12 protein-coding genes are annotated in these 12,319 nt (G+C 56.8%); 10 read left to right on the forward strand and 2 right to left on the reverse strand.

Going from position 1 to position 12,319, the window contains the following annotated elements:
- Window positions 1–37 precede the first annotated feature (37 nt).
- From BM045_RS16910 to BM045_RS16955, 10 genes are all read left to right on the forward strand, one after another.
- The gene (locus BM045_RS16910; RefSeq protein WP_092185371.1) at window positions 38–988 is read left to right on the forward strand and encodes a GDP-L-fucose synthase; all 951 of its coding nucleotides are present in this window, start codon (window positions 38–40) and stop codon (window positions 986–988) included.
- Entirely contained in the window at window positions 985–2,241 is a 1,257-nt protein-coding gene (locus BM045_RS16915; protein ID WP_092185373.1) for a WcaI family glycosyltransferase, read from the forward strand. The genes BM045_RS16910 and BM045_RS16915 overlap by 4 nt, the downstream gene beginning before the upstream one ends.
- A gap of 92 nt (window positions 2,242–2,333) precedes the next feature.
- On the forward strand, window positions 2,334–3,827 hold the full coding sequence (locus tag BM045_RS16920) for an oligosaccharide flippase family protein (RefSeq protein WP_092185376.1): 1,494 nt from the start codon (window positions 2,334–2,336) through the stop codon (window positions 3,825–3,827).
- Window positions 3,824–5,275, forward strand: a complete 1,452-nt coding sequence (gene wzy, locus BM045_RS16925) for an O-antigen polysaccharide polymerase Wzy (protein ID WP_092185378.1) — start codon at window positions 3,824–3,826, stop codon at window positions 5,273–5,275. The genes BM045_RS16920 and wzy overlap by 4 nt, the downstream gene beginning before the upstream one ends.
- 2 nt (window positions 5,276–5,277) lie before the next feature.
- Complete coding sequence (locus tag BM045_RS16930; protein WP_092185547.1) at window positions 5,278–5,796, forward strand: acyltransferase; 519 nt, start codon at window positions 5,278–5,280, stop codon at window positions 5,794–5,796.
- A 3-nt stretch (window positions 5,797–5,799) separates the two neighbouring features.
- On the forward strand, window positions 5,800–6,861 hold the full coding sequence (locus BM045_RS16935; protein WP_092185380.1) for a glycosyltransferase: 1,062 nt from the start codon (window positions 5,800–5,802) through the stop codon (window positions 6,859–6,861).
- A gap of 2 nt (window positions 6,862–6,863) precedes the next feature.
- Window positions 6,864–7,409 carry an acyltransferase gene (locus BM045_RS16940; protein ID WP_092185382.1) on the forward strand — a complete coding sequence of 182 codons (546 nt, stop codon included), beginning with the start codon at window positions 6,864–6,866 and terminating at the stop codon, window positions 7,407–7,409.
- Between the two features lie 3 nt (window positions 7,410–7,412).
- A complete protein-coding gene (locus tag BM045_RS16945; protein WP_092185384.1) occupies window positions 7,413–8,504 on the forward strand; it encodes a glycosyltransferase in 1,092 nt (363 codons plus the stop codon).
- Between the two features lie 25 nt (window positions 8,505–8,529).
- Complete coding sequence (locus BM045_RS16950) at window positions 8,530–9,129, forward strand: LbetaH domain-containing protein (protein WP_139198827.1); 600 nt, start codon at window positions 8,530–8,532, stop codon at window positions 9,127–9,129.
- A 6-nt stretch (window positions 9,130–9,135) separates the two neighbouring features.
- Window positions 9,136–9,435, forward strand: a complete 300-nt coding sequence (locus tag BM045_RS16955) for a hypothetical protein (protein WP_092185386.1) — start codon at window positions 9,136–9,138, stop codon at window positions 9,433–9,435.
- A gap of 245 nt (window positions 9,436–9,680) precedes the next feature.
- Here the strand turns inward: BM045_RS16955 and BM045_RS16960 are convergent, their stop codons facing one another.
- Both BM045_RS16960 and BM045_RS16965 read right to left on the reverse strand, forming a co-directional pair.
- Window positions 9,681–10,493, reverse strand: coding sequence for a GDSL-type esterase/lipase family protein (locus tag BM045_RS16960; RefSeq protein WP_092185388.1), 813 nt, complete (start codon window positions 10,491–10,493; stop codon window positions 9,681–9,683).
- Window positions 10,490–11,617, reverse strand: coding sequence for an SGNH/GDSL hydrolase family protein (locus tag BM045_RS16965; protein WP_139198828.1), 1,128 nt, complete (start codon window positions 11,615–11,617; stop codon window positions 10,490–10,492). The genes BM045_RS16960 and BM045_RS16965 overlap by 4 nt, the downstream gene beginning before the upstream one ends.
- Between the last annotated feature and the right edge of the window lie 702 nt (window positions 11,618–12,319).

Genomic DNA, 12,319 nt, shown 5'->3' on the forward strand with positions numbered 1-12,319 from the left:
CAAGCCTTATCCTGTTCCGCGAGTTCGAGACGACAACATGACTTATGACCTGAATAGAAAGCGCGTCTGGGTTGCCGGCCATCGTGGCATGGTTGGCAGCGCCGTTGTGCGGCGACTGGCTGGTGAGGGCTGTGAGGTTATCACCGCCGGCCGAGATGTCGTGGACCTGATGCGCCAGGCTGAAGTAGAAGCCTTCCTAGCCGATGCCAAGCCCGACGCGATCGTCATGGCGGCAGCCAAGGTCGGCGGCATCCTGGCCAATGACACGCGCCCGGCAGAATTCCTCTATGATAACCTGATGATCGAGGCGAATATCGTCGCCTCCGCCCATGCCAATGACGTCGAGAAGTTCCTCTTCCTCGGCTCGTCCTGCATCTACCCCAAGTTTGCTGACCAGCCGATCACCGAGGACAGCCTGCTCACCGGCTCTCTCGAGCCGACCAACGAGTGGTATGCGATCGCCAAGATCGCCGGCATCAAGCTGGCGCAGGCCTATCGCAAGCAATATGGGCGCGACTACATCAGTGCCATGCCGACCAATCTTTATGGTCCCGGCGACAATTTCGACCTGACCTCAAGCCATGTCATGCCAGCGATCATTCGCAAGGCGCATGAGGCCAAGGTCAGTGGCGCTTCATCGATCACGGTCTGGGGCACAGGAACACCGCGCCGCGAGTTCCTGCATGCCGATGACTGCGCCGATGCGCTGGTGTTCCTGCTGAAGAACTATTCCGACCACGAGCATGTCAATGTCGGTTCCGGCGAAGATGTAACCATTCTCGAACTGACCCAGATCGTCTGCGACGTCGTCGGCTTTACCGGCGAGATCGTGCACGATCTGTCCAAGCCGGACGGCACCCCGCGCAAGCTGATGAGTGCAGACAAGCTGCGGTCCATGGGTTGGAAGCCGAGGGTCGCCCTTGAAGAGGGCATCACCGAAACCTATCAGTGGTTCCTCGACAACCAGGTAAAGGCTTCGGCAGCATGAAGCTTCTGATTCTGGGTCTCAACTACGCCCCCGAAAAGATTGGCATAGCCGTCTACACCACCGGCATGGCGGAAGCCTTGGCCGGGATGGGGCATGAGGTCCAGGTCATTGCCGGTCGGCCGTATTATCCGGCCTGGAAGATCATGGAAGGTCATAGCGCGCTTACTTATGGGCGAAGCATCGAAGAAGGCGTCGACGTCACTCGTGCGCCTCATTACATTCCCAAACAACCCTCAGGCCTCAAGCGGCTGCTCCATCATTCCAGCTTTGCCGCTTCCACGTTCTTTCCAATGCTCTGGCGCGCGCTGACCTGGCGTCCGGATGTGGTAATTACTATCGCCCCATCGCTGATTGCCGCGCCCGTCGCGGCTCTTGCTGCCCGGGCGTCAGGTGCGCGCTCTTGGCTGCATATCCAAGATTTCGAGGTAGAAGCCGCTTTCGTCACCGGCCTTCTCAACAAGGACAGCGGCGTCGGTCGCACCGCTGAAAAATTCGAGCTCCGCCTGCTCCGCCAGTTCGATACGGTTAGCAGTATTTCGCCCCAGATGTGCGCCAAGCTTATCGAGAAGGGCGTATCTGGCGACCGCGTCCTCGAGTTCCGCAACTGGAGCGATCTCGACGTCATCCGTCCGCTTGCTGCACCCTCGACCTATCGCACAGAATGGAACATAACGACTCACCATGTCGCGCTCTATTCGGGCAATATTGCCAACAAGCAGGGCATTGAGATCGTGGTCGACGCTGCTCGTCGCCTCAAGCACCGCACTGACCTAACCTTTGTCGTCTGCGGCGAGGGCCCCAACCGCGCCAATCTCGAGGCCCAGGCTGCTGACCTGGGCAATGTCCGTTTCCACGGCCTGCAGCCCAAGGAACGCCTCAGCGACCTGCTGGGCCTGGCCAGCATCCATCTCCTGCCACAGATCGCCGGGGCTGCCGATCTGGTCCTGCCGAGCAAGCTCACCAACATGCTGGCGTCAGGTCGCCCGGTCGTCGCCACTGCCCTTCAGGGTACCGGCCTCTACGACGAAGTCGAGGGCTGTGGCCTGATCGTGGCGCCCGAAGACGGAAAAGCATTGTCCGGCGCCATCGCGACGCTGCTCGATGATTCCGCGCTCAGTACTGCCTATGGCAAGGCAGCTCGCCAGCGCGCCGAACAGCGCTGGTCTAAGCGCGCTATCATGGCCGGGCTCGAGAAGCGTCTGCACAAGGCGTCTTCAGCGACCCAGCCCGCCACCGGAACCGCCGAATCATGAGCGTCCGCCTGCCGACTTTCGCTTCACGTCCGGTTTGGCGTTGCCTCTTGCCCCTAGGGGGCGTCTGCGCCATGCCCAAGGCTGCCCGCTAAATGGCAAGTCCGATCAAACTCAATCTTGCGACGTTCTATCTCAATTTCATCACTCAGGCGGTGATCGGGTTTTTCATCAATCCGCTGCTGCTTGGTGCGCTAGGCGCGACCGGTTTCGGCATCTGGAAATCCTGCCAGCGCTTTTTCGACGTTGCCACCGCAGCCGATGGCGGTACGCCACAGGCGTTGAAGTGGGTGCTTGCCCAGAAATCAGCCGACAATGACGACGCTGCCAAGCAGCGCGAGGTCGGTGCCGCAATCGCCGTGTGGTTGATCTGGCTGCCCATCCTAATCCTCATTTCCGTTGTTCTGACCTATTTTCTCCCCTCGCTGATCAATGGCCTCGGGCCGGAGGAAAGCGATACGACCCGTTGGGTCGGGGTGATCCTATCGGCCAATGTGGTGCTGACCGGACTGGTCAGCATTCCGACTTCGGTGCTGCTGGGGGTCAACCAGGGCTATTGGGCCATGTCGGTGGCAACCCTCGTGGTTATCGTCAGCAATATGGGCATGCTGGCCGCATCCTGGATGGGCTATGGCGTGCCGGGTATTGCCTTTGTCGTCCTGGCGACGGCCGTCTTGGGCGGGCTCGCCACTTGGCTGATCGCCCGTCGTACCATTTCGTGGTGGGGCCTTAGAAAGCCGGCCAAGGCCGATGCCGTGCGGCTAGCAAAGTTCAGCGGCTGGTTGTTAATCTGGTCATATGTGCAGCGCCTGCTGATGTCGAGCGAGATCATCCTGCTCAGCGCCCTTGTGGGTGCTGTCGCGGTGTCCGACTATTCCTTTACCGCCTATGTTGCCCAGTTCGGCCTGTCGGTCTGCTTGTTGACGACCAGCGTGTTCATGCCCAGCCTCGGCCGCTCCATGGGGATGAAAGATGGTACTGCCGTGCGGTCCGCGATTGCCCAGGCACGATCGTTGAATCTCGTTATAGCCATGATCGTCGGCGGTGGCATCCTACTCTTTAACCGCAGCTTCGTGGTGCTGTGGGCCGGTGAAGCAAGCTATATGGGCGATCCTATCAATGTCGCAATGGTCTTGGCTTTTGTCCAACTCGCCCTGATCCGCTGCGATGCGCAAATCCTGGACGCAGCCCTCAAGGTTCGTGCGCGCGCCATAGTTGGTATGGTGTCGACAATTGCCAGTCTGGCCGTCGCTGCCCTCGCCTATACGCTGACGCAAGACATTCTCATGCTGTTTGCAGGCATAATCGTCGGCCGCGCCATCGCGAGCATCGCCTTTCCGATGCTCGTCTTGCGCCTCGAGGGCGGTATCAGCCGCAGTCTAGTCCTCACCTATGCGGCCACGACGCTTGTACTTGCCTGCTGCTATGCGCTGGGCGAGATGATCCAAGCCGACAACTGGGTTGCCCTGGTTGCTTACGCGATCGTGGGCGGGGCTGTTCTGGCTGCCATCGGTCTCGTGCTCCTGCCGCACGAAACGCGTGTCAGTATCATGAGCTTCCGCAAACCTTTACCGCGGGCAACGTCATGAAGTCGAGAAACATTGTATCGCGCGGCCTTAGTACCTTCGTGCAAACTGTGCTGATCTTGCTATTGATCGCCAGTTTTTATGGCATGCCTAAGGGACTTTCACCCGCGGTGGCATGGAGCTGCCTCATCGTATTCTACTACATATTTTGGGAAGCAATTCAGAAGCCAACTATAATTGCAGAAGGAATTCCCACGTATTTCACTATAGAACTCCTATTCTATGTGTTTTACTACATATTGTACTATTATCCATACCAATTACATGTTCTGTCCTTGAATGAAATTGCGAGGAGCACGGTATTCACCAACACCTTCGTTGATGAGAGCAACTCTGCAATAATAGCCGCAACGATAGGTATAGTTGCATTTAGAATAGGACTAAAATCCGTCCAGAATTTGCCCACCCAAATAACGATGAAGCCGAATTTCAACTATAGTAACTTGCCGGTTGTGACTATGGCCGGCCTGGCCGGACTTATTTCGCTATATCAGCTGTCAGGCTGGCGTAGCGACGGCGAGGGTAGGTACACCGGCACTACATCCGGCGGCGTTCTCGCGGAAGGCGTGACTACGATTATCATGATCCTAGGCATGATCACTATCGGTACGACCATCGCCAATTTAGTTCAGAAGCGGAAGATCTCGCTTCCACTCTGGATTTCCATTGGCCTGACATTATACTGGACGGTGCGTATTCTGTCCTTCGGCGATCGCAACAGTTTCCTACTCCTAGCCATCGCTGCAGTAGGAGGCATGTTGACATACCGCGTCCATGCCGGACGTAACGTTCTTTTTGGCCTAATTTTTGTAGGCCTTTCTTTTTACAACGTAATTGAAATAATTCGAATGTCTCCTGACTTCTCGTTGGATGGAATATCAGAAGCATATGAAATTTCGTCGAGCAAAAATGCCGAAGATAGCAGCTTCAATTTTACAACCATTGCCGCTCGAGCGAGTTTTGCTGCTGTCCCAGATGTATTTGATTATGGCTATGGATTCTACAAGCTAGTAGGATTTTCGGGAATTTTTCCCTTCGTCCGCGGCTTTTTGCTGGACGGAAGCCAACTATTTACGACCTCCACAGACGTCTTAACTTATGTTGTTCTTGGCCCAAACGCCACTTGGAGCTTGGGCACCAATACTATTTCCGACATCTATCTCGATTTTGGCATATTCGGCGTCCCAATCGCCATGTTTTTTGTTGGTTGTTTTGTTGCCAGGGTGCGTCGCTATGCAACGCTGAACCCAAAATCAACTACTGCCATCATCATATACTTGATGACGCTCGCGCTAATGGCGGAATTACCACGCTATTCGCTCGATTTTCCAGTACGAATGTTGGCGTGGGCAGCGTTGCTGCTGTGGGGATACCGCCTTGTAACCAGAAAGCCAATTCCTGCTGTCGAAACTTTCGTACTACCAGTCGAAACCACGTCAAGTAGGGGGTGAAGATGCCTTCCATTTCTAGTCTCGCCAAGCGCATCACATCGCTCATCCATCGCCGTACGGATCCTGTTGGTTATGCTCGCTCTATCGGAGTTAGGGTCGGCAAAGATTGCCGGCTGATCAATGTCAGCTTCAGCACCGAGCCCTATCTGGTGACCATCGGTAATCATGTGAGCGCCACTGCCACGCGCTTTGAAACCCATGATGGCGGCGTCTGGGTGTTCCGCGACAAGCTGCCCGATCTCGACATCGTCAAGGGCATCACTGTCGGCGACAATGTCTATATGGGCTTCGGCTGCGTGGTCCTGCCAGGCGTTACCATTGGTAGCAATGTGGTTATCGGGGCCGGGGCCGTGGTCAGCCGTGACATTCCCGACAACAGCGTCGCTGTAGGCGTGCCAGCGCGGGTGATCAAGTCACTCGATGCCTACGAGGCCAAGGTCGTCGAACGGGGCAAGATGACCAAACATCTCAGCGATGAGGCCAAGCGGGAGTTTTACGAGGCCCAGAGGGCGCAGGGGTAGGCGATGACACTCAAGATCTGTTTCATGATCCCGGGCTTCTCCGATGGCGGGGCGCAGCGGCAATGCATCTATCTGCTCAATGAACTTCAGAAGCGCGACGATGTGGAACTGCACCTCATCCGCTTCCACAAGGGCATCCACGATCATCTGCTCAAGACCGACCGCATCGAGATCCTCGATATCCCGGTCAAGTCCAACTACGACATTCGTGGCATGATGCGCGCGGCCGACCAGGTCAAGAAGATCGGGCCCGACATTCTGATGTCCTGGCTCCATTCCAGCGACATCTATAGTTTCTTTATCCGCCTGCTCAGCCGCGGTTCCAAATGGGTCATGACCGAGCGCGATTCCAGCTATCCCAACGAGTTGCGCTATTGGGTGCGGCTGAAGCTGGGGCGTTATGCCGATGCCATCGTCGCCAATTCGGCTTCCGGCGATGCCCTGTGGGCTGCCAATGGCGCCCGCGGCAAGCGCTTCGTCGCCAACAATATCGTGCCTTTCGGGGCGCCTGCTCCCACTGCGGCCGAGCCATCGCGGACAGTGCTCCATATCGGCCGTCTGGAGCCGCAGAAAAATGCGCTCGTCCTGGCCGAAGCCTTCGCGATCGTAGCCGTACGGCGGCCGGACCTCACCTTCCAGCTCGTCGGCGACGGCAGCTTGCGCGGCAAGATTGAAGCCATCACCGCAAGGGCCGGCGTATCCGACCGCGTGCAATTGCTCGGCTTCCAGAAAAGCGTCATGCCTTTCCTCGCCAAGGCGGCCCTGCTGGTCAGCCTCAGCCATCACGAAGGTCTGCCCAATGCCTTGCTCGAGGGCACTGTATCGGGCGTTCCCATCGTGGCGTCCGATATCCGCGAGCATCAGGACCTCCTGGGCACCGACTATCCCTTCTACGTGCCAGATCGCGGTGATGCGGAGGTCGCTGCGGCGATGATCGAGCGGGCCCTCGATGACCTCTCCGCCGCAAGCTACCTCAAATTTGCAAAGAGCCGGACAGACGCCATGACCGGCTCCGCCGTTGCCGACAACTATATCGACATTTTCCGTTCAGTGATGGCTGGGTGAGCATGGGACTTCTCAAGAGAGGCTTTTCGCGCCTGGCACTGCACGTGCTGCGCATCGTCCTGCTTCCGGTCGAACTGGTCGATGCGCGGCGCTATATGGATGTCTACACGTGGCTTCTGCGCCGGTATGGTCTGCAGACCAGGGGCAAGCCGCGCTATATTTCCAGCAAGGCGCGCTTCGACGACCTCAATCTGGTGACCATCGGCGATCGCGCTGTCCTTTCCAAATATGTCATCCTGCTTACCCATGACTATTCGGTGACCACTGCCCTGCGGACACTCGGCGAGGCTCCGGAAACCGATATCGGCGTCAAGCGCCCGATCACCATAGGCGACAATGTCTTTATCGGCATGAACGTGATCCTGCTACCGGGCACCACCATCGGAGACAATGTCATCATCGGCGCCGGCAGCGTGGTGCGCGGTAAGATCGCCGATGATTCCATCGTCGTCGGCAATCCGGGCCAGGTCATTGGTACGATCTCCGAGCGCGCGGAGCGCTGGCGCGCGCTGGCGACCAGCGATGGCGCTTTCCGGGACAAGAAGTAGGCCATGGTCAGGATCGTCCATTATTCGACCTCGCTGTCGCGATCTGCCGGCGGTCTTTATACGGCCGTGGCCGGCCTCGCATCGGCAACGGCTGCCCTTGGTGCCGAGGTTGCCATCGTCGGCGGCGCCGACGAATTCTTCGAGGCCGATCGTGCCGCCTGGCAGGGCGTGGATGTGCGCCCCCATGCCCTCAAGCATGGTCCCTATGGCTTTGCCTTCGATGCTTTCTCTACCATTGCGGCGCTTAAGCCCGATATCGTGCACATCAATGGCATCTGGTCCGCTGCCTCGATCTATGGCGCGGTCAGCGCATTGCGCGGCGTACCGGTCGTGGTCTCGCCTCATGGCATGCTCGACCCATGGATTCTCTCGCGCAGCCGCCTCGTCAAGACCGTGCATTCGACCCTTTTCGAACGTCCCATGCTTGCACGAGCTCATGTCCATGCTCTCAGCGCCTCGGAACGCGAAGCCGTCCTCGCCTATATGCCGGGGATAGAGAGCCGCACCTTCACTCTGCCCAACGGCATTTCCGATACGCCCGTTCCAGCCAGCCCAACGCCGCGCCAGGGCGTGCTCTATCTGGGGCGCCTGCACCAGAAAAAGCAGGTGCTCGAATTGATGCAGGCCTGGTCCGACCTGCCCGCTGCCATCGGAGGGAACCTGACCATAGCCGGCTGGGGCGATGCGGCATATGAGGCCGAGGTCACACGCCTTGCTGTGGCGGGCGTGGATTTCGTCGGCTCGCTCTACGGCGAAGCCAAGAGCGCGGCCTTCAGTAGCGCGCGCTTTTTCATCCTGCCATCGCTCAGCGAAGGCCTGCCCATGGCCGTGCTCGAGGCCATCCAGCATGGCTGTGTGCCGATCCTGACCGACCAGTGCAACCTGCCCGAACTCTTCGCCGACGATATCGCCCTGCGCATGAACACGGATTTCAGCGATTTCCCGGCCGTGATGACGCGGGCACTGGCCATGGACGATGCCGAATTTGCCGAGCGTTCCGCCGCAGCGCAGACCTATGCCCAGCGTTACCTCTGGAGCAATATCGCCTGCTCCATGCTCAGCGAATACGACCGAATCCTTGGTCCCCGCAGATAAGCAACTTAGCCTGGAGTGACCGTTGATGACCGGCCGGAAATCTGATCAGCCTTCCGATATTCTTGATTCTTCAGGGAGGATAGGCCTTAAGGGTGGCCCGTCCTTTTCCCTACGCCATCGGCTTTTTCGCATGGTCTGGAATCTGACCTGGTCAGTCCTTGCGGCCTGGACACCACCCCCTCTGCATCCTTGGCGGCGCCTGCTACTGATCCTCTTCGGCGCAAAGCTGGGCAAGGGGGCGAGGGTCTATGGCAGCGCCAGGATATGGTACCCACCAAATCTGGAAATGGGTGACCATGCCGTAATCGGATGGAACGTCAACTGCTACTGCCAAGGCAAGATCACTATAGGCGACTATGCCATCGTTTCGCAGTTTGCCCACCTCGTTAGTGGTACCCATGACATTGATGATCCAGCGTTCCAGTTGTTTACTCGACCTATCCATATTGGGCGCTACGCTTGGGTCGCGACCAATGCATTCGTGGGGCCCGGCGTTACCTTAGAAGAGGGCGCAGTTCTCGGCGCATGCGCTGTTACTGTCAAAAACCTGCCCGCCTGGACCGTCCATGCGGGCAACCCCGCAAGATATATTCGCGACCGAGCTTGGCCTGTGCCAGCGATTTGAAATAGCATGTGGCATGACCTCAAGATGATACCACTGGAGGCCGCCGGATGGTCGCCAGCGCAACTTCACCTTTTGCTTGGCCTTACAATTTATGCCATCTCCTCACTTATGTTCCGCCGCCCGCTCGTTGCTCTTTCGATAACAGCAGCACTGCAACTAGCTAACGAGATACTGGATTCGTTATTCGACTATCTATCGGTTCAAAGGGTGGATTTTCTTGACAGCCTGGCGGACGGCTTAAGCACATTGGCTCTGCCGGTAGGCTTCACGTTAGCTTGGCTGACCGTCCAACGCCGATGGTATTGAGCGAAGAAGCATGGTCTCGACCAGAAGACGATGACCAAGTGCGTGACCTGGCTATCCTCCAAGACGTATCAACTTCTCACCAGCGCCGACCAAGTCATTGCGAAACTCTTATGGCCTACCGGGTCCTCACCGGCTCTGCAAAGGTCACCTAACAGGGGCTGTTGACATAAGAGGACCGTTAAGGCCCTAGGGGCACGTGTGTCATGCCATCACTTTATGCGAGGGTGCTGGCGCAATGCCGTCAGTTAGTACATAGCGGAAAGCAATATGCTAGTCAGCACCCGGTAGCCTTCCGGCGATGGATGGAGGTTGTCGGGTAAGAAATTTTTGCAATTCGAGAGAAATGGCCAAAACGGCAAATGGCGCCCGACTGGATTAGGGGCAGCAGGGGGGCCGCAGGTCAGGGAAGCGTCTGCTACAAAGCTACGAGCATTGCTCATGCCTGCAACAAACGTCGATACCTCTTTATTGAGATTTTGAAGATCAGAGTAGCGCCTCATGAAGCCGGGACCGCTCGGAAGAACCTCTAAGTGTAGAATTTCTGTCGATGGCCACTTCATACGAATATTTTTCAGCACAGCTTCTGTTCCCGCTGCAACAGCGCAGGCAGACACACCATCCAGCAAATTGTTGATACCGATCATTACAACCGCCGTCTGAGGTGGTCTTACATCCTGAATTCTCGAATTTGAGAGGCGCCAGAGGAGATTCTGGACGGTATCCCCCTCAATACCCAAGTTGAGAATGGTAGCTCCTGGGAACAATCGCTGTACCTGGTCCCCTGGCCAGCGATTCAAAATTGAGTCTCCGAGAAGGACTACGTCCGCGCTTTCGGTGATCAGTCCTTCCTTTTGAAGGAAAAGGCGGAAATTGGCAGGGCGCTGAGAGAAAATCGGCGTCGTCGCAATTTTGACATCCGTAGGGTCACACGGCGCTAGCTGTGCAACCGCCTCGGCGGCAGACGCGACGAGAAAAACCGCCGTAAGTAGCGCCAGACGACTTCTCTTCAAAACTTGATGCTCCGAAGTCACAGAAGACCAGGACACGCAGCCGCTCATGGGGCAGAAGGCAGCACCATCTCGTTTGCAATGGTTGCCTCGTAAAATGCCTGGGCAACTATGGCATATCCCTTTGCGGTAAGATGGACGCCGTCGCCCTGAAAGATGGACCGAGGGAGAAAACCATCGGCGATATCTGCTTTGTCCTCTTCGGAGCCATCCCCGCCAAGTGTTACGAGCGCCGCGAAAATATCTATGAATTGCCCTTCGTACTGGGCCTTCAGTTGCTCGTTAACGGACTCGTAGAAGCTCGACTTTCCGCCACGTCCTGCAAATAGGCCTCCGACCAAGAATCTGTCATGCCCGAGCGCCGCAACAGCGCCCGCGATGTCCTCGGCAATGTCATGGCCGTTGTCGGCCATGTTGCGTCCCATCCAGAACCACGTAATCCGGGGACGCATTTCCTTGCTCAGACTGCTATCGAACCTTTGGCTTCCCGAGCACGACACTTCTACCCCAGGACTGCTGGGCGAAAACGACCAATTCCCCCCGCTGTCAGTCGTCATAGTCCCTTGAACGGCGCAAAGAGTACCCTCCATTGAGCCCGTATTTTTGCCACCTGCCATCAGGAGATTTACGTTCTTCGTGACGATCACGGCTGTGCCGTTCGCAGGTATTTTGTCCCCCAATACGGTAACGAGAAGTGGCGCACCACTTCGAGCTGCGATCTGCGTCGAGGTTTGTCCGCCTATGCCCAGGTTAGCGACCTCAGTAACATCATCAAACAGCTTGGACGCTTGAGTAGGATAGTCGTTCCCTTCCCCGACGTTCTGTCCGAGTGTTAGACTGTCTCCCCAAGCTGCAACATTATTGCTGACCTTGGGCCGATTTTGCGCATTAAGAAACTGCACGTTGCGCGCGTCTTTCACCGCAACCGATGCGCCATTGATGTCTGTCATCAAACCGTCTGAAAGGATGATGCCGGCGATGCCATCCCATTCAACGAAGCACTTGTTTGAGAAGCAATCCTCGACAACTATCTGTGTTCCTGACGGTATGGCGGACACCACCTGCCCGTTCACCGTTACTTCTGTTATTGAAACAGTAACGGTGGTCCATTCGACTGCGCTAGAAGCGACGCAACTCAACAAGAAAAAGGTCAGTGCAAAGACAGTCCTGGACACGTGGCACCCCTATAAAAGCAGGTCCAATATAGCTTCGGTGTCCATGCAAGCAAGCGGCGATCTAAGCGCGTATCAACGAGATAGGTGCAGCCTAAGCAACGACGCCGTGTAGATCCGAGGCGCCCGCCCCATCTCGTGGATGCGACTGGTTTTGTGAGCGGTGTGCCGATGAAGCCTAGCTATCGGACGCCGGGATCCTCGCTAATGGCAGCCTTCGTGACAGCCTCTAACGCGATATGACTGAGCAGTGGTGACGCAGCATGTGCAAACTTGCGCCGTGAGCTGCCGAAAGAGAAGCCTCCGACGGCCAGGACGACTGACGCATGTCGAGACACATATAAGGTCTAGGACCAAAACCTAGAGAACTAAACAGCGATGCCTGAATAATCGGTGGGACAGCGTTTGTAAAAAGGCCAATAAAGTGCACCGACTAAACTGGTCCCACCTCAGCCTAAGCATCTGTTTCCTATTCCCTTTCGTACTCCGGTCCCGGGCACCATTTTTCTTCATGGTCTCCAGCTATTTAGGGAATTTGACAGCGTCGCCTGATGAGATGACTCATTTTTTCGCGCACTGTTGATAAATTTCCTAAGTCCCTGCCCTAACGGACCAATGCAGCATCGCAGTTTTCTGAAAGTGCGTAGCTGCCCATGAGGCCGGCAATGTGTGGTTTGCTACTCGATGCATGTCAGACGGTGGCCG

Source organism: Devosia sp. YR412, assembly GCF_900110945.1.
GTDB lineage: Bacteria > Pseudomonadota > Alphaproteobacteria > Rhizobiales > Devosiaceae > Devosia.